Source organism: Natrarchaeobius halalkaliphilus, from assembly GCF_003841485.1.
Classification (GTDB): Archaea; Halobacteriota; Halobacteria; order Halobacteriales; family Natrialbaceae; genus Natrarchaeobius; species Natrarchaeobius halalkaliphilus.
The window spans coordinates 302,235-319,766 of record NZ_REFY01000003.1 but is presented as its reverse complement, the minus strand read 5'-3'; the positions used below and the strand labels follow the sequence as shown (position 1 = coordinate 319,766).

At 60.5% G+C, this 17,532-nt stretch carries 15 protein-coding genes; 9 read left to right on the top strand and 6 right to left on the bottom strand.

From position 1 onward, the window contains the following. Nucleotide 1 precedes the first annotated feature (1 nt). From EA462_RS08535 to EA462_RS08510, 6 genes are all read left to right on the top strand, one after another. Complete coding sequence (locus tag EA462_RS08535) at nt 2–931, top strand: ABC transporter permease (protein ID WP_124178145.1); 930 nt, start codon at nt 2–4, stop codon at nt 929–931. Beyond that, nucleotides 931–1,983, top strand: a complete 1,053-nt coding sequence (locus tag EA462_RS08530) for an ABC transporter ATP-binding protein (RefSeq protein ID WP_394341820.1) — start codon at nt 931–933, stop codon at nt 1,981–1,983. Before EA462_RS08535 ends, EA462_RS08530 begins: the two co-directional genes overlap by 1 nt. Continuing rightward, nucleotides 1,976–2,992 carry an ABC transporter ATP-binding protein gene (locus EA462_RS08525; protein ID WP_243641386.1) on the top strand — a complete coding sequence of 339 codons (1,017 nt, stop codon included), beginning with the start codon at nt 1,976–1,978 and terminating at the stop codon, nt 2,990–2,992. Before EA462_RS08530 ends, EA462_RS08525 begins: the two co-directional genes overlap by 8 nt. Before the next feature lie 889 nt (nt 2,993–3,881). Continuing rightward, nucleotides 3,882–5,495, top strand: coding sequence for a spermidine synthase (locus EA462_RS08520; RefSeq protein WP_124178142.1), 1,614 nt, complete (start codon nt 3,882–3,884; stop codon nt 5,493–5,495). Between the two features lie 208 nt (nt 5,496–5,703). Then, on the top strand, nt 5,704–6,831 hold the full coding sequence (gene pdhA, locus EA462_RS08515; RefSeq protein ID WP_124178141.1) for a pyruvate dehydrogenase (acetyl-transferring) E1 component subunit alpha: 1,128 nt from the start codon (nt 5,704–5,706) through the stop codon (nt 6,829–6,831). 87 nt (nt 6,832–6,918) lie between these two features. Continuing rightward, nucleotides 6,919–7,440 carry a hypothetical protein gene (locus tag EA462_RS08510; RefSeq protein WP_124178140.1) on the top strand — a complete coding sequence of 174 codons (522 nt, stop codon included), beginning with the start codon at nt 6,919–6,921 and terminating at the stop codon, nt 7,438–7,440. A 46-nt stretch (nt 7,441–7,486) separates the two neighbouring features. On the opposite strand, the gene EA462_RS08505 is transcribed toward EA462_RS08510, so the two are convergent. The 3 genes from EA462_RS08505 to EA462_RS08495 all read right to left on the bottom strand — a co-directional run bounded on the left by EA462_RS08505 (nt 7,487) and on the right by EA462_RS08495 (nt 11,649). Next, nucleotides 7,487–8,452, bottom strand: coding sequence for a TIGR03885 family FMN-dependent LLM class oxidoreductase (locus EA462_RS08505; protein ID WP_124178139.1), 966 nt, complete (start codon nt 8,450–8,452; stop codon nt 7,487–7,489). Nucleotides 8,453–8,622: 170 nt separating this feature from the next. Beyond that, on the bottom strand, nt 8,623–10,323 hold the full coding sequence (locus EA462_RS08500) for an acyl-CoA mutase large subunit family protein (RefSeq protein WP_124178138.1): 1,701 nt from the start codon (nt 10,321–10,323) through the stop codon (nt 8,623–8,625). A 201-nt stretch (nt 10,324–10,524) separates the two neighbouring features. Beyond that, the gene (locus tag EA462_RS08495) at nt 10,525–11,649 is read right to left on the bottom strand and encodes an acyl-CoA dehydrogenase family protein (RefSeq protein ID WP_124178137.1); all 1,125 of its coding nucleotides are present in this window, start codon (nt 11,647–11,649) and stop codon (nt 10,525–10,527) included. A gap of 296 nt (nt 11,650–11,945) precedes the next feature. Here EA462_RS08495 and rdfA point away from each other — a divergent pair, with 296 nt between their 5' ends. Further along, nucleotides 11,946–12,566, top strand: a complete 621-nt coding sequence (gene rdfA / locus EA462_RS08490) for a rod-determining factor RdfA (RefSeq protein WP_124178136.1) — start codon at nt 11,946–11,948, stop codon at nt 12,564–12,566. Nucleotides 12,567–12,718: 152 nt separating this feature from the next. Here rdfA and EA462_RS08485 read toward each other — a convergent pair whose 3' ends face one another. Continuing rightward, nucleotides 12,719–13,945, bottom strand: coding sequence for an HD domain-containing protein (locus EA462_RS08485; RefSeq protein WP_124178135.1), 1,227 nt, complete (start codon nt 13,943–13,945; stop codon nt 12,719–12,721). 380 nt (nt 13,946–14,325) lie between these two features. Between EA462_RS08485 and EA462_RS08475 the strand changes: the two genes are divergently transcribed. Together EA462_RS08475 and EA462_RS08470 are read left to right on the top strand one after the other, a co-directional pair. Further along, nucleotides 14,326–14,853 carry a hypothetical protein gene (locus tag EA462_RS08475; protein WP_124178133.1) on the top strand — a complete coding sequence of 176 codons (528 nt, stop codon included), beginning with the start codon at nt 14,326–14,328 and terminating at the stop codon, nt 14,851–14,853. Nucleotides 14,854–15,030: 177 nt separating this feature from the next. Continuing rightward, the gene (locus tag EA462_RS08470) at nt 15,031–15,279 is read left to right on the top strand and encodes a hypothetical protein (RefSeq protein ID WP_124178132.1); all 249 of its coding nucleotides are present in this window, start codon (nt 15,031–15,033) and stop codon (nt 15,277–15,279) included. A gap of 9 nt (nt 15,280–15,288) precedes the next feature. Here EA462_RS08470 and EA462_RS08465 read toward each other — a convergent pair whose 3' ends face one another. Both EA462_RS08465 and EA462_RS08460 read right to left on the bottom strand, forming a co-directional pair. Further along, a complete protein-coding gene (locus tag EA462_RS08465; protein ID WP_124178131.1) occupies nt 15,289–16,473 on the bottom strand; it encodes a Gfo/Idh/MocA family protein in 1,185 nt (394 codons plus the stop codon). 68 nt (nt 16,474–16,541) lie between these two features. Next, a complete protein-coding gene (locus EA462_RS08460; RefSeq protein WP_124178130.1) occupies nt 16,542–17,510 on the bottom strand; it encodes a sugar phosphate isomerase/epimerase family protein in 969 nt (322 codons plus the stop codon). Nucleotides 17,511–17,532 lie beyond the last annotated feature (22 nt).

Below are 17,532 nucleotides of genomic sequence, written 5' to 3'. Positions count from 1 at the left end.
CATGAGTGTCAAAGACCATCTCCCGACTGCTGTCGAATCGAGGCTCTCGTCGAGCCGCGCGATCAGCCAACTCAAAGACGGCCTCCGGACCGCGTTCGAACTGTATCGGTCGGACCGCCTCGGACAGTTCGGTCTCGTCGTGCTTACCGCGTTCATCTTCGTCGCCGTCTTTGCGCCGATTCTCGCGCCGTACAACCCCGGTGAACGCCACCGTCGAAGTGACGGATCGCTCGCACGTTTGGACGGGCCGTCTGCGGACCACCTTCTCGGAACCACACACCACGGACAGGATATCCTTTCACAGGTATTGATCAGTTCTCGAGTCTCCGTCTTCGTGGGATTCCTGGCGGCGTTCATCGCCGTTTTCATCGGAACGAACGTCGGACTACTCAGTGCGTATTACGGTGGCTGGGTCGACGACCTGCTGATGAGAATCGTCGACATCGCGTACGGCCTTCCGTTCTTGCCGTTCGTGATCGTTCTCGTGTTCATCTTCGGTGCGAACATCGTCAACATCATGCTGGTCATCGCCGCGATCCTCTGGCGGGACTCGGCACGAGTCGTTCGATCCGAAGTACTCACGCAGAAACAACGGCCGTACGTCGAATCAGCGAACGCGATCGGAGCAAGCGACTTTCGCATCCTCTATCGCCACGTATTCCCGAACGTTCTTCCACTAACCGTGCTGTATATGGCGTTTGCAGTCGCGTACGCGATCATGTACGAGGCGAGCATCGCGTTCCTCGGATTCGGTGATCCGAACGTCTACTCCTGGGGTCGAATGATGTATCAGGCGTACACGCACGGAGCGATTCGTGAGGCCTGGTGGTGGGTTCTTCCCGCGGGAGTGTGCATCATGTTGCTCGTCTCATCGGTGTTCTTCATCGGTCGGACCCTAGAGGAGATAACCAACCCAGAAATTCGCCACTGATACCAATGTTAGAACTAACTGACCTGCACGTAGAGTACGAGATGGAGGATGGAGGCTCCGTAAAAGCCGTCAACGGCGTCAGTATCTCCCTAGAGGAGGACAAGATACTGGGGCTGATCGGTGAAAGCGGTTCGGGGAAATCGACGCTCGCCAAAGCGATTATTCGCTTGCTGGCGAAAAACGGTCACGTCCCCGAAGGCGAGATCGACTACAAGGGGACCGACCTGACGGAACTCAGCGACAGAGCGTTCCGAAAGGAGATGCGATGGGACGAAATATCGATGGTTCCCCAGAACGCGATGAACGGTTTCGATCCGGTCTACACGGTCGGTGACCAGATCGTTCAAGCGATCCGAACGCACGAAGACGTCTCGAAGGCCGACGCTCGAGAACGAGCGAGAGAGCTGTTCGAACAGCTCGGTATCGATCCAGGCCGGATCGACGACTACCCACACCAGTTCTCGGGTGGAATGGCCCAGCGAGCGATGATCGCACTCGCGCTGTGTCTGGATCCATCCCTTATTATCGCTGACGAGCCGACGACCGCACTGGACGTCGTGATTCAGGATCGGATTCTCCAGACGCTCAGGGACTTACAGACCGAGTTCCAGAGTAGCATCATCCTCATCACGCACGACATCTCCGTCGTCTCCGACATCTGTGATGATATCGCCGTGATGTACGGCGGGCGTGTCGTCGAACACGCCGATGTCGGGACGATCATCAAAGAGCCCCGCCACCCTTACACCCTGGGACTTCGAAACGCCTTCCCGGATATCGAAGAGGACGATCAGGACCTGATATCCATCCCCGGAACGCCGCCGGACCTCGTCGATCTCGAGGAGGGGTGTGGCTTTGCACCACGCTGTCCGTTCGCCACAGACGAGTGCTGGGACGTCACGCCGGAGCCGACGGAGTACGACGACGGCCACATCGTCGAGTGCCACAGAGCGGACGAACAGGAACTGTTGACCGAGAAAGCAAAGCAAAAAGAGACCTGGATGGACGACGAAACCGATGCGGCCCTACAGGTGGAGGAAGCCAATGATTGATCCAAAAATCGAAGTCACCGACCTCAAGAAACACTTCAAGTCGAACGAAGACCTGTTCACTCGCCTTTTCGGGTGGGGTGAGGTCGAGTACGTAAAGGCCGTCGACGGTGTCTCCTTCGACATCGCGGAGGGAGAGTCATTCGGACTGGCTGGCGAGAGTGGGTGCGGGAAAACGACGTGTGGGAAATCCCTTCTTCACCTCCTGGAGCCGACGTCGGGATCGGTCCGCTTCGACGGCCGCGACGTGACGGACCCGGATGTTCGCGACGAAATGGACTTTCGGACCGAGGCACAGATCATCCAACAGAACCCGTACGAGTCGATCAATCCACGGTACCGCGTCTTCGACTGGATCAAAGAACCACTGGACGTCCACGAAATCGGCACTGCAGAGGAGCGAGAGGAGACGGTCATCGAGACGATCGAAAGCGTCGGGCTGAATCCTCCAGAGGCGTACATGCACGAGTATCCCTCCGAGCTCAGCGGCGGTGAACGACAGCGTGTGAGTATCGCTCGAGCGATTATTCTTGAGCCATCGTTCATCCTGGCCGACGAACCGGCGAGTATGCTCGACGTGAGCGTCAGAGCGAGCATCCTCGATCTACTCGACCGGTTGCAAGAGGAACTCGGAATCTCGATTCTCTACATTAGTCACGACCTCTCGCTGTTGAAGCATATGTGTGACAGAATTGGTATCATGTACCTCGGAAAACTCGTCGAAGTCGGATCAGCAACCGAAGTCATTAACGATCCACAACATCCCTACACCAAGGCGCTGGTCGGCTCCACTCCGACCGTCGATCCGGACGATAGACGTGAATCCGTCGAGTTACAGGGAGAGATCCCTGACCCGGTGAACCTGCCGTCCGGCTGTCGGTTCGCGCCTCGCTGCCCTGAAGCGATGGACGAGTGTACCGCCGAGGAGCCAGCGATGTATCCCACGGAGGCAGGCCAACAGGCTCGGTGTGTGCTCTACGACGAGGAGACGGTGAACACGATACCAAAGTAATCCGTCCAACCCAGATACTAATTTTTTACCGGACCGTCGAGAGAGCATCGATATTCAGAGATGCCTTCTCGATCCGAGAGTCTCGACTGGATCAGCGACGTATGCGCGGTCCCTTCGCCGCGACGTAAGCTCCATCGGTGATATCGTTCCGTATCATCTTCGCCGCCACGTTTCCGTTCCCGCCCGTAGTTTGTGTCCCAATATGGGGAACACACCGCCAAAAAATGTCTACTTTGGAACTATACCGATCGAGTTCGAATACGGATAGGAATATTTTACTAGTTAGGAGATGAAAATATTTATCGAGTACCTATCCGTGATTCTTTCGACCAATCGGATAACTTTCTCGAAAATACCGCCAGATACGATTCCTCAAAGTGGGGATAGCACCTCGTCGATAGCGATAGATCCTATCGTTCACGAAGTCGAACACGGTTTAGAACGGAAATCACTGCTATGATAGCGGGAGATGAGACTGAAACGGTTTCGAGTCGTTCCAGGACACCGAAGAAAACGGGTCGATCAGTTTGAGCTTATTCCCAATATGGGAAACCGATCCGCTCTGTGACCAGGAATTGGTCCGGTCCCGATGGGATAGCGAACTCACAACACACCGATTTTCCCGACTTGAGTGGTACTACGGTGCCAGGATATACAAGCGTACATTCGTAAAGTGGGGGCGAATCATCCAGACGTCTGTCCGGTCCGTCGGTGGTGACGCGATCCGCGGGAAGTCGTCTCCCAACCAGAACGATAGAGCCAGATTTGAAATATATATTTGATAGAAAAAATTTAGATATATAGGCTCAGTTAGGTCAGATCCGTACTGTCGTATGAACTGTACACGGTGAGTCGACAGGTACTCAACCGGGCGACGGTTGGTCACGGTATGGACGGACGGTCGCTCGTGTCGTACCGACCAACGAAGCCGGAAATCGCGGTATTCGTCTCCGGGATCACCAGTATGGGTCTCGAGATTCTGGCCGTTCGAATCGTGGCACCGCAGTTCGGAAGCCACATCTACACGGTCGGGGGCATCCTCACCGTCTTTCTCATCGCATTGAGTCTGGGTTACTGGCAGGGTGGGAAACGAGCCGCCGGCGCGACGGATCGCCAGATGGGATGGATAATGCTCGCGACGGCGGTCTACGTCGCGGTGGTCGTCTACGCGAGCGATCTCTTGCTCGCTCAGACGTCGACGCTCGCGCTTCCACCGCGGTACGCGTCGCTCCCCGCAGTCGTCGCACTCTTCGGTCCGCCTACCTATCTACTCGGGTTCATCAGCCCGTACGCCGCCGAACTCTCGAGCAAACAGGGAACTGGCGAAGCGTCGGGTCACGTCTACGCGCTCGGAACGATCGGCAGCATCGTCGGCTCCGCCGGGACGACGTTCGTTCTCATCCCCGCGCTGACCATCGAAGAGATCGGACTCATCTTCGGATTACTGTTGGTCGCGACGGCCGTCGGCCTCACGCTCCCATCGGTGTCACGAAAATCCGTAGTTGCCAGCGTGTTCGTCGCGCTGTTGCTCGTCGTCGCCGCGGGCAGCGGTCCCGTCGCGTTCGACTATCGAGGGGACGTCGTCCACGAGACCGGAACCCCGCACCAGCAACTCGAGATCGTCGACGACGGCGACGTTCGAACGATGTACCTCGACGGCTCTCGACACAGCGCGATAGATCTCGAGAACCCCGATCGACACGTGTTTGCCTACACGAAGTACTTCCATCTGCCGATGCTCATGGCAGCGGACGAAGACGACGTCGAGAGGGTGTTGTTCGTCGGCGGCGGCGGATACACCGGTCCCCAAGACTTCGAGGAACGGTACGACGTCACCGTCGATGTCGTCGAGATCGATACAGAGGTGACCGCCGCCGCAGAGGAGTACTTCGGCCTCGAAACGACCGATGAGCTAGACGTGCACGCAGCGGACGGTCGCCAGTTCCTCCAGTCGACAGACGAGCCGTACGATCTGATCGTCCTCGACGCCTACAAGCACGACCAGGTTCCGTTTCATCTGACGACCGTCGAGTTCATGGAGCTCGTCTCCGACCGGTTGAGCGACGACGGAATCCTTCACGCCAACGTCGTCTCCTCTCCCAGCGGAGCTGGATCGGAGTTCTACCACGCCCAGTACAGAACGATGGAGACCGTCTTTCCGGACGTCTACAGCTTTCGAACGTCGGACTCGAGTGCCGTCCAGAACGTCCAGCTCGTCGCGACGAACGACGAAACCGGCTTCACGCAGGCCGACCTGGCCGAACGAAACGATGCGCGAACGCTCGAAGTCGATCTCGAGGAGGCGGTGGACAACTACATGGCCGGCCCCGGATCCGAACTCGAAACCGACGACGCACCGGTTCTCCGAGACGACCGTGGCGGTGTTGACGGACTGCTCGACCCCATGCTCGGCCAGCGCTACGTCATCGAGGAGACCTACAGCCAGAACGAGAGCGCGTCCGCAGCCGGATCAGTCCCTCTGGAGCCGATTGCACGCGGATAACGGCCGTCGTCTGGCCCTCGACTGACGTCGTCGGATCTCTCTCAGTACGCCCGAATTGTTCTTACGTCGATCCCGTGGATTCTCTCCAGGCTGATTAATTCGAATTCTGGTACGTTTGGATATATAGCAGTATTCAGATATCTATTCATCGTTCGTCGTCGTCTCACGAGACGATCAGTATATGTGTCACGAGCCCTACGGTAGTGTCATGACACGGGACGTGCTCGAGTACGACCTCCTCGAGTGGGAACCCGACGACTGCGTTCGTGTACTCGACGCCGATGGGACCGTCGTTGCATCCGAACTCGAGCCGAATCTCGAGGACGAGACGCTTCGGTCGATGTATCGGGATATGCGGTTCTCTCGACGCTTCGACGAACGGATGATCAGCCTGCAGCGACAGGGACGGATGGGGACGTACGCGTCGCTTGCCGGTCAGGAAGGATCACAGATCGGGTCCACCTACGCACTGACCGGGGACGATATGATCTCGTATCAGTACCGGGAGCACGGAGCCGTCGTGGCTCGAGGGCTGCCCTGGGAGTATCTGCTGTACTGGATGGGCCACGAGGACGGAAACGCGGCGCTGGCCGACGTCAGCGTCTTTCCGCTCAACATCTCGATCGGAGCCCACATTCCCCACGCGGTCGGCTGGTCGTGGGCGGAAAAGTTGAACGACGACGAGGCCGTGACCGTCGTCCACTTCGGGGAAGGCTCGACCTCCGAGGGGGACTTCCACGAGGCGATGAACATCGCCGGCGTCTTCGACACACCCACGCTCTTTTTCTGTAACAACAATCAGTGGGCGATATCGATGCCACAGGATCGCCAGACTGCGAGCGATACGTTCGCTCAGAAGGCGTCGGCCTACGGCTTCGATGGGGTACAGGTCGACGGCATGGATCCGCTGGCGACGTACGTCGTCACGGCGGCGGCTCGAGCGAAGGCGCTCGATTCGGAGTCGGAGAACCCACGCCCGACGCTGATCGAGGCGGTCCAGTACCGCTTTGGCGCTCACACGACCGCCGACGATCCGTCCGTCTATCGCGACGACGACGCGGTCGAACGCTGGCGCGAGCGCGATCCGATCGACCGCTTCGAGGCCTACCTCGAAGATCGCGGACTGCTCGACGCGGATCGGATCGAAACGATCGAAACCGAGATCGACGACACTATAGAGCAACTGATCGAACGCGCAGAGTCCGTCGATCCCGATCCACAGGAACTGTTCGAGCACGTCTACGACGACCCGACGCCACGACTCGAGGCCCAGCGCGAATCCCTGGCGAAACTCCGTTCGAGACACGGAGACGACGAGTTGCTCGAGGGCGAGTGACCGCGGATCGGCTCCGGACCTCATCACGGATAAAGGCCACACGTGAACAGGCCAACGACTACCCGGAGGTCACCCCGAAAGCGGCACGTGCAACTCGAGCAGCAGACCGGAGAAACCGACTGGAACGGGACGGTTCCGAACGCGTTCGATCTTCGAATCCTGGGGTTCGTTGGAGTGATAGCGGCCCTTGCGGCGTCGTTGAACGTCCCCTACGGTGGGATCGCGTTCGCGCTCGTCGCGTTCGGGATCCTCGCCGGGGGTGGCCTCGTCGTTCACGCCCTCGGCCAGCGTAAGCTCCGACGAATCACCGACGGACTCGTCGAACGATGGGTCGAAGCGGGCGGGGAGATCGAGTCGGTCACGCGATCGTCCGGAGGCATGCGAACCGAGTGGACGATCAGGACGACGGCGGGAACGGTCACCATCGGCGGCGTCGCCGTGGTTCCAATCGCGCGGCTCTCGGTCGAGTGGCACGGCGTCAGCGACTCGATGGATGCGGCCGACGCCGAAGCGAACCTCGATCGGCTCGCGGACAGCCTGTTCGAGGAGATCTTCGAGATCGGATCCGAGACCGACGCCACAGGCCTGAGAACGATACCGCAGGCCTGAGAACGACGCGGCGGTCTCAAAGCGACCGGACGCTTTCGATACGAGGTCACTCGAGCGCCGGGATCACCGTCTCACCGAAGTCTTCGACGAAGCGCGTCTGTTCGCGGTTGACGTTGTGTAACACCAGCTTGTCGACGTCGAGGGAGAGATCCTCGTGGAGCCACTCGAGGTGACGATCGAGATCGGCCGAGACGCGAACGTTCTCTCTTACGTGTTCCCGGCTTGTCCTCTCGGCTAACTCGTCGTACTGCTCGGGGGTCCGGAGTTCCTGGGTCACGGAGCCGGGGATGCAGTTCGTTCGCCACTGGTCGTAGGCTCCATCGAGTGCGGTCTCCTCGTCCGTCGCATACGAGAGCTGAACCTTGAGGAAGACCGGTTCGTCCGGTGCGTTCTCTCGAAACGCGTCGATCCGCCGCTCGAGGCCCTCGTGATCCGGCGTCGCGATCGTGATCAGTCCGTCGGTCCACTCGCAAGCGCCGAGCCAGCCTGCGGTCTCCTCGGAGAGCGCCGCACCGACCAGCGGGGGGGACGTTTCGGGTCGCGTATAGAGCGTCGCCCGTTCGACGTCGATTCGACCGTCGTGCGTGACGTCCTCGCCGTCCCAGAGGCGACGGATTACCCGTGCGGATTCCTCGAGGCGCTCGTTTCGGTCCGCCTTGGTGGGCCAGTTTCCGCCCGTAATACCTTCGTTGAGCAACTGGCCGCTCCCGACGGCGAGCCAGAAGCGTTCCGGATACGTTTCCCGAAGCGTCGCCGCGGCCTGTGCGACGATCGCGGGATGGTAACGATAGCCCGGTGCGTTGACGGTTCCGAAGGTCATCGTGGTCGCTTCCATTGCCGAACCGAGCCAGGACCAGACGAATCCCGACTCACCCTGACGCTCGCTCCAGGGATGGAAGTGATCGGACGCCAGCACGTCGTCGAACCCGTACTCGTCAGCTAGCGTTACGAACTCGAGGAGTTTCGACGGCGCGAACTGTTCGTGTGAGGCGTGATAGCCGATGTTGGTCATGGGTAGTTCCGTCCTCGACCGCTCGGACCGCCGTGCAAGCGATCGACAGTGCCGGTTCGACGTACACCCACTTCGGCGCTTGCCCGGAACGTGTAAGGTCGCCGGGCCGGCCATCCGGACAACCTGACGGATCGGAGAAAGCGACGCCACCCGATGGACACCAACCGGTTTTAGATGGGACTGAGTTCTTCTCGGTACGAGCCGAAGTGCGCTTCGAACTCCGCCATGATCTCGCCCATCGTCGCGTACGCTTTCACCGCATCCACGATGTAGGGCATCGTGTTTTCGTCGGTCGATATCGCACTCGACAGCGCCGAAAGTGCCGCGTCGACGGCGTCCCCGTCGCGTTCAGATTTGACGCGCTCGAGGCGCTCTATCTGTCGATCACGGGTCGTCTCGTCGATCTCGTGGGTCTCCGGCGCGGTGTCCTCTTCGATCGTGTACTCGTTGACGCCCACGACGACCTCCTCGCCGCGTTCGACCCGCCGCTGGTACTCGTAGCTCGCGTCCTGAATCTCGCGCTGGAAGTAGCCCTGCTCGATCCCTTCGAGGACGCCATCGCGAATCGAGCCGTTCCCGAGTTCCTCGATCTCCTTGAGGTAGCGTTCGATCTCGGTATCCATCTCGTCGGTGAGCGCCTCGATCGCGAAGCTTCCGCCCATCGGGTCGACGATGTCGGCCGCACCGGACTCCTCTGCGATGATCTGTTGGGTTCTGAGGGCGACTCGGACCGCCTCTTCGGTGGGAAGTGCAAGCGCCTCGTCGAAGCTGTTGGTGTGGAGGGATTGCGTTCCCCCGAGGACGCCCGCGAGCGCCTGGATTGTGACGCGAACGACGTTGTTCAGGGGCTGCTGGGCGGTCAGGGACTGGCCGGCGGTCTGGGTGTGGAACTTCAGTCGCTTCGATTCAGGCTGTGAGGCACCGTATCGCCCGTCCATGACGCGGGCGTAGACGCGACGCGAGGCCCGAAACTTCGCGATCTCCTCGAAGATCGAGTTGTGGGAGTTAAAGAAAAACGAAAGCAGCGGTGCGAACTCGTCGATGTCGAGGCCGCGATCGAGACAATCCTCGACGTACGCAAAGCCGTCCGCGAGCGTAAAAGCGGCCTCCTGTGCGGCGGTCGAACCGGCCTCGCGGATGTGATAGCCCGAAACCGAGACCGGATGGAACTTCGGAGTCTCCGCCGCGGCGAATTCGACCGTGTCGGTGACGACCGCGAGCGACGGTTCGGGCGGAATCACCCACTCTTTCTGGGCGATAAACTCCTTGAGCATGTCGTTCTGGAGCGTCCCTCTAATTTCCTCGCGTGAAACGCCCTGTTGATCTGCCAGGGCGATATACATCGCGTAGATGACCGGCGCGGAGGGATTGATCGTAAACGACGTCGACACCTCACCGATATCGATTCCGTCGAAAAGCAGTTCCATGTCCCGAAGCGTGTCGACGGCGACGCCCTCCGTTCCGACTTCCCCTTCGCTCATCTGGTGGTCCGAATCGATACCCATCAGCGACGGCATATCGAAGGCGACCGATAGCCCTGTCTGTCCCTCGTCGATGAGGTAGTGAAACCGCTCGTTTGTCTCTTCTGCAGTCCCAAAGCCGGCGAACTGACGCATCGTCCAGAGACGTCCGCGATACATCGTCGGATACGGTCCCCGCGTGTACGGCGGCTCGCCGGGGAAGCCGAGATCCTCCTCGTAATCCAACTCAGCGACGTCCTCGGGGGTATAGAGGCGACCGACCTCGCGGTTCGAAACCGTGGCGAACCGGTCTTTGCGCTCGCCGTGTCGGCCGAGCGTCGGCTCGAGGGTGTTCGTCCGCCAACGCTCGCGGTGGTCCCGGATTCCCTCGAGGTCGTCCTGGTCGAACATGCCACTGATATCGCTGTCAGCGTCCTAAAGTCTTGTTCCGTGCGAGACGAACCGACGAACGGCGGAGAGAGACCGACCGCTACCAGTCGGTTCCGGTGGAACCGTGACCGACCGGTCGGTGTGCCGGACGTTGGTGTATGATCCATCCGAAACCTCCCGCAGTCGAGTCGACGGCGACAGCGGGACACGCCCCCGTTGACGTCACTCCGTCAGGTGCCGTGCGATGATATTCTTTTGGATTTCGGACGTCCCCTCGTAAATCGTCGTAACCTTGGCGTCGCGGTAGTAGCGCTCCACGTCGAACGCCGTCGTGTATCCGTAGCCGCCGTGAACTTGTAGTGCCTCGTTTGTGACGTCGACGGCCGTCTCGCTCGCGAAATACTTCGCCATGCTCGCGGCCATCGGATCGACGTCTCCGTCGTTCTTTCTGGCGGCGTCTCGAGTGAGCAGCCGCGCGGCCCGAACGTCGGTTCCCATCTCCGCGAGTTTGTGTGCGATCGCCTGATGGTCAGCGATCGGCCGGCCGAACTGCTCGCGTTCGCTCGCGTAGGCGAGTGCGTCATCCAGTGCCGCCTGTGCGAGTCCGACGGCCTGGCTCGCGATGGCGATTCGGCCGCCGGTCAGCGTCGAGAACGCCGCTTTCAGACCGGCACCGACGTCTGTCAGGCGGTTAGCCTCCGGGATCCGAACGCCGTCGAAGATCAACGACGTCGTATCGCTGGCCCGCAATCCGAGCTTGTCCTCTTTCTTGCCGACGGAGAATCCGTCGACGTCCGTCGGAACAAGAAACTGCGTGACAGTGTCGGGGTCGTCGCGGTCGGTCTTCGCAAAGAGGATCACGACACCGGCACGCTGGCCGTTCGTGATCCACTGTTTCCGCCCGTCGATGACGTACTCTCCGTCCTCGAGGCGGGCCTGCGTACTCATCTCCGCCGGATTCGAGCCGGCGTCGGCTTCCGACAGCGCGAACGCGCCGACCGGTCGACCGGCGGCCATCTTCGGGAGCCACTCCTCGCGGTGGTCTTCCGTGCCGAACTCCCGGATACAGGCGGTCGCCAGGATGTGGACGGACAGTGCCGTTGCCACCGAGAGGTGGCCGTATGCGAGTTCTTCGTTGACGATGCTCTGAGTTACCGCACCGGCGTCGTCTCCCCCGTACGCGTCCGAAACCGAGAGCCCGGTCAGCCCCAACTCGGCCAGTCCGTCCCAGACGCCTTCGGGAAACGTCTGGGTTGCGTCCGCCTCTCCGACGGCGGGAGCTACCTCGTTCGCGACGAACGACCGAACCGTCTCCCGAACGAGCTCCTGTTCGTCTGAGAGTTCCATATCGGAGCTATCGACGGACGCGCTCGTAAACGCACCGGCGGCACATCTCTCCGGACGCCGACGGAAATCGAAACGCTCGTAGCCGAGCGCGAAAGGATACCGTCCGACCGCCCATTAATGTCTGTCTAGATATATACCTCCGCAATTGCTTAATCCGTGATCATGACGTAAAAGGATCACTATGGGAGGGTGGCCGAACCAGCGCGTATCGTGACGAGCAACCCATTACGTACGTATTTGTGTAAATAGATACACCTCCGGAACGTTTTTGAGGACAACCCGACTATCGACCGGTAGTGAGCGAATCAACTACCGACGAGTCCAACGTGACGTGTGGATGCAAAGTCGGTCGCATCGGTCAGCGATACGGTCTCTCGAATCTCGACGACGAACTCGTTCGCTACTGGACCGATCGAACCGACGAACGCTACAGCACCCGCGAGCTCGCAGAGCACATGAATCAACGCGTCCTCCAGGCGGCCCTGGACGATGCGGGCCTCCAGTACAGAGACGGCGAAATAGAGAACACCTACCGGCTGCTTACGGGGGACGACGTCAGCAGCGGAACGCGCGTCCAGACGCGAAAGGAGCTCGAGCGCGATTCCGTGCCGGTCGAGGACATTGAAGGCGATTTCGTCTCCCACCAGACCGTCTACAACCATCTGACGAACTGTCTCGAGGCCGAACTCGAGTCCCCCTCCGACGAAGAGCGACTCGAGCGAAGCAGGGACAAACTCGGTGCACTTCGAAACCGAACCGCCGCAGTAACCGAGGATACGGTCGCCCAGCTCGATCGAAACGACGTGCTCGACGTCGGGGAGTTCGACGTCCTCGTCAACGTCACCGTGACCTGCAAGGACTGCAAACAGCAGTATACGGTCCGCGACCTGCTCGAGCAGGGCGGTTGTGACTGTTAACGATGCGATCGGTTCGACAGAGTTCGTCGTCCATACGAGCTGCAGGACTCTAATTGAATCTGGAAATATAATAATCTAGTATATGATGTGAGTAGGACTCTTTTATGAAAATAACACTAATATGTCATAGTCTGGATCGCGACGTACTGCGTTTATTCCATGAACTGATCGAGTGTCGCATCGAGTCCATCACGAACCTCGGTTACCAGCGCGCCGTCGATGTCCAGACCGAGCACCGAGACCGCCGCACGTCCGACGCTCTCGAGGAATTCGGGCGGCGTATAGACGCCCAGTCGCCACTGAGAGTACTGGGCTGCCCGGAGCGCCCCGACCAGCGGTGACTGCTGTTCGAGCCGCCGAACCTCCCCGTTGACCACCACTCGAGACGTCGATTCGGTCATCGACGGCCGGCTCGGCACGTCGAGAATAACGCAGTCCGGATCGACGTCAGCGGTGGTGGCGATATCGCGTTCGAACTCTCGAATCGTCCGGTGATCGGCCTCGATGATACCGCCCGGAACGTCGTCCATTTCGGCCCAGACGGCCCGTTTGTAGAGATCTCGGTGATCCAGCCGTCTCGAAAACTCCGCGGTCGCCTCGGTTGCTCGCAACGAGGCGATCACGTCCGAATCGTCCATTCGCTGGAGACGGTCGGCATCGATATCGGTCGACTCGAGGAGGCGTTCGGCCGCTCGCCGGAGCATCGCCTTGCCGATGCGGGCGACGCTGTGGCTATAAACGGTCGGATTCATCAGCGCCCGCGCGACGAGGAGGCTCTCTGCCGACTGGACGTTTCCCTCCCCGAGGACGAGTTCGCCGTCGACGAACGTGAGCTCTCGGACCAGGCGACCGTGATCGATCGTTCCGTACGGAACGCCCGTGTGGTGGGCGTCTCGAACGAGGTAGTCCATCCGATCGACGTCGAGTTCGCCCGACACGATCTGTCCGAAGCGTCCCTCTCCGGCGACGAGATCCGCGATCGTCCCCGGCTCGAGGTCGTGGTCGCGAAGCACGGATCCGACCTCGCCGTCCGCCAGGAGATCGTGAACGTCGTCGTGGTATCGTCCCGTTCGCCGGTACGTGAGTTCCTCGAGATTGTGGCTGAACGGACCGTGGCCGACGTCGTGGAGCAGGGCGGCCGCCTGAACCCGTTCGGCCCGTTGACCCTCGACTGCGAGTCCCTCGAGCGCGTTGCACGCGAGGTGATAGACGCCGAGGCTGTGTTCGAAGCGAGTGTGGTTGGCCGAGGGATAGACCAACGAGACGGTGCCGAGCTGGCTGATCCGTCGAAGCCGCTGGAGCGCCGGCGTGTCGATCAGGTCGCGTGCCACGCCGTTGACCTGGATGTGGTCGTGGACGCTATCTTTGATGACTTTCACTGTCCGTAATTGGGGCGGTTCGGACAAAAACCGTTGTGACCGTTCAACGGTGAGCGGTACAGAGAGAGCGGTGTTCGCAGGTGAAGACGGGGAGCTTCGCTCCCGAAACCGGTACCGACTTGCTCGTCGCGTCCGAACGCCCGATATGATCGAACTCCGGCCCATGACGGTGGCGTTGTTCGTAATCGTTATCCTCTGTTTGATCGCACTCCTGTATATATCGACGCAGTGGGAGGAGTAACTGACCTGGGGAATTCCGTCGATTCCCATGGGAATTAGAAAGACGGTACGAGAGACAGGGCGCGTATCCCTCACGAGAATTTCATAGAATTGATGAGACACCAAAGAAATCAAATAGATTGAAAGTCACGAGATCAGTAGTGTCGCAGTTCACTTGTCAGGCTCACCTAGATGAATACGTCATCGATGACGATGACCTCGGGACGTTCGGTATGGATAACAGCACCATTACGTACACCACAGATGATGAAGAGTCCTCTATCAGCGTTCCAATTTCCGAGATTAACGACGTTACATTCGACCGAGACACGACCCTTCACCGATTCCGCTTCCTTGGGTTCTTCTTCGGTATTCTCACACTCGTACTGGTTGCGTTCGCTTACTTACTGGCCTTCGCTGATCCAGACCCGGGACCGGATCAGAACGTGATCGTTATCTTTACAATCTTCTTGATCATCGGCGGGGTCGCAACTACGCGCAACTTCTTCCGCCACGAAAATCACGACGTCATCGATATTTGCATCAAAACTGATGATGACCTCTACACAGTCTGCGGACGAATGGGAAACACCAACTTCGTCGAAGCCTGTGCCAAACTCATCGAATCCGATATTCCAACTATGAACCGGAACTCCAGACTGGAATCAGTACTGGATCGAGAGGAGTAGTTTGTTACTCTACTTGATACGAAACGTTTCAGTCCCGATCCTCTTCCGAATTATATTCGACCCTCTCTTTACCGGCCTAATCCCGTTCAGTCGATCGCCATCACCGGGACCGCACAAAAGTGCCCGGCACCTGACGCGCCGTCGATTACGAGGGTAGCGGCCCTCCGGTGGCGTACGATGACCGAACTAACGATTCCTCCGGAAGCCGACCAGAAACGAGCCGCGAAACTGATTCAAGAGCACGTCGACGTTGGCGACACCGTCGAGATACGCGAGGCCGAGCGGACCGGCAGCGATAGCCCGACGATTACGGGCGAAGTCACCGGCATCGATCCGGGATATCTCGAACTCGACGGACAGCCCCTGACCGAGGGCAGCGTCCGCTACGACGAGATCCACACCGTGACCAGACTCGAGTCGTCCTGACAGCTGGAGCTACGACGATTCGTCCGGCGCGACCCACGTTCGACGCTCGTCGCTGGTTTCGATCGCCGCGAGGACGCGTTGGGCGGCGAGGCCGTCCTCAAAGCTCGGCTCGAACGACGTTCCGTTCGCCACCGCAGAGAGGAACTCGTAGTTCTCGTGGACGAACGTGTGCTCCCAGCCGAGGACGTGGCCGGGTGGCCACCAGTGGTCGACGTAGGGATCGTCCTCGTCGGTAACCAGCACCGTCTCGTAGCCTCGAGCGTCGCCACGCAGTACCTCGAGTTCGTTCATGCGCTCGAGCGAGAATCGCAGGCTCCCCTCGGAGCCGTGGATCTCGATCGTGTGATCGTTCTTGTGTCCCGTCGCGAACCGGGAGGCCTCGAGCGTTCCCATCGCACCGCTTTCGAACGCGAGCTGGGCGGTGTAGGCATCGTCGACGGTCACGGGGCGCGTGTCGTCGCGCTCGACGGCCTTGTCGTCTTCGGTCGCTCGAGGCTCCGCTGATGTTCCGGCCCCCTCCACCGGCCGCTCCTCGACGAACGTCTGAAGGTGGCCGCTAACGCGTTCGATCTCGCCAGCGAGGTCGTCGCTCCCGACGAGAAAACGAACGAGATCGATCGTGTGGGCACCCAGATCACCGAGTGCGCCCGATCCCGCCAGTTCCTTGTCGTTGCGCCAGGACCACGGCGCGTCTGGGTCGACCAGCCAGTCCTGCAGGTACCGCCCGCGAACGTGGTGGATCTCGCCGAGTTCGCCCGCCTCGAGCAGTCCCTTCGCGTACCGGATCGCGGGGACGAACCGGTAGTTGAACGCACAGCCCGCGGGAACGTCGTCGCCGGCCTCGCGCGACGCCTCGATCATTCGTTCTGCTTCCTCGAGCGTCGGCGCGAGCGGCTTCTCGCAGAACACCGGCGTCCCCGCCTCGAGGGCGGCGATCGACGGCTCGGCGTGGACGTGGTTCGGACCGAGATTGTAGAAGACGTCGACGTCGTCGACGACCGCTTCCCAGTCCGTCGAAATCGAGGCGAATCCGAGTCGATCTGCGGCCTCCGACAGCGCCCGCTCGTCGCGGCCGACTAGGACGTGTCGATCGATGGCCGGAGCGTCGGGAAAGAACATCGGGAGCCGAGCCATCGCGTTCGCGTGTGCTTTCCCCATGAACCGGTAGCCGAGGACACCGACTGACAGCGTCATACGTAGACACTCCCAACAGCGACCGACATAGTACCACGGGGAACCGGCGCGAACGCGGCCGCCGGCGCTCACTCCGCCCAGTACGCTTCGCCCGGCTCGGTCCGGAACACTGCCCGCTCGAGCAGTTCGATCGCCTTCTCGAGGCCCTCACGCGAACTCGTCAGCGAGTCTTCGTGTTCGATGCTCAGGACGTCGTCGTAGCCGACTATCCGGAGCGTCGAGACGATTTCCTTCCAGTGGGACTCGTCGTGGCCGTAACCGACCGATCGGAACAGCCACGACCGGTTCGGCTCGTCGTCGTAGGCGGTCGTATCGAGGACGCCCTTCAGGCGCGCCTGTTCGTCGTATATCCGAGTGTCCTTGGCGTGGACGTGGTGGATCGCGTTTCGCTCGCCGAGAAACCGGATGGCGTCCGTGACGGAGATGCCCTGCCAGTAGAGGTGGGAGGGATCGAAGTTCGCGCCGATGCGATCGTTGGTCTCCTCGCGCAGCCGCGCCATCCCGCTGGGCTCGTAGACCAACATGTTGGGGTGCATCTCGATCGCGACGTCGACGTCGTGGTCCGCCGCGTGGGCCGCGAGGTCGTCCCAGTACTCGAGGGCGACGTTCCACTGATACGCGAGGGCCTCGGCGTGCTCGGGCGGCCAGGGTGTCGTGATCCAGTTGGGAACCTCGTCGTTCGGGCCGCCGGCCGGGAGCCCCGAAAAGCAGGTGACGGTTCCGACCTCGAGTTGGGACGCGAGTTCGATCGCCTCGCGGAGTTCGGTGTCCGCTCGATCGCCTCGGTCGTCGTCGGGGTGAAGCGGATTGTTGTGGATGGCGAGCGCGCTGATCCGAACGTCGTACGTCTCGAGCAACTCTCGCAGTTCGGCCTGAGCCTGCTCGTCGTCCAGGTACTCCCGGCGAACGAGGTGGTCGTCGCCGGGGTGGCCACCGACGCCCGGTTCGATCGCGTCGACGCCGAATTCCGAGAGGTACGCGAGCGCGCCCTCGAGCGATTCGTCCGCGAGCGGTGGCGTGTGAACACCGATCTCCATGGACCGGGCTACACCAGCCATC

Coding starts and splice junctions, on each gene's coding strand:
- EA462_RS08465 (WP_124178131.1), bottom strand. CDS start 16,473: ATGACGCTGTCAGTCGGTGTCCTCGGCTACCGGTTCATGGGGAAAGCA.
- EA462_RS08495 (WP_124178137.1), bottom strand. CDS start 11,649: ATGGAACTCTCAGACGAACAGGAGCTCGTTCGGGAGACGGTTCGGTCG.
- EA462_RS08535 (WP_124178145.1), top strand. CDS start 2: ATGAGTGTCAAAGACCATCTCCCGACTGCTGTCGAATCGAGGCTCTCG.
- EA462_RS08505 (WP_124178139.1), bottom strand. CDS start 8,452: ATGACCAACATCGGCTATCACGCCTCACACGAACAGTTCGCGCCGTCG.
- EA462_RS08470 (WP_124178132.1), top strand. CDS start 15,031: ATGACCGAACTAACGATTCCTCCGGAAGCCGACCAGAAACGAGCCGCG.
- EA462_RS08500 (WP_124178138.1), bottom strand. CDS start 10,323: ATGTTCGACCAGGACGACCTCGAGGGAATCCGGGACCACCGCGAGCGT.
- EA462_RS08460 (WP_124178130.1), bottom strand. CDS start 17,510: ATGGAGATCGGTGTTCACACGCCACCGCTCGCGGACGAATCGCTCGAG.
- EA462_RS08520 (WP_124178142.1), top strand. CDS start 3,882: ATGGACGGACGGTCGCTCGTGTCGTACCGACCAACGAAGCCGGAAATC.
- EA462_RS08525 (WP_243641386.1), top strand. CDS start 1,976: ATGATTGATCCAAAAATCGAAGTCACCGACCTCAAGAAACACTTCAAG.
- pdhA (WP_124178141.1), top strand. CDS start 5,704: ATGACACGGGACGTGCTCGAGTACGACCTCCTCGAGTGGGAACCCGAC.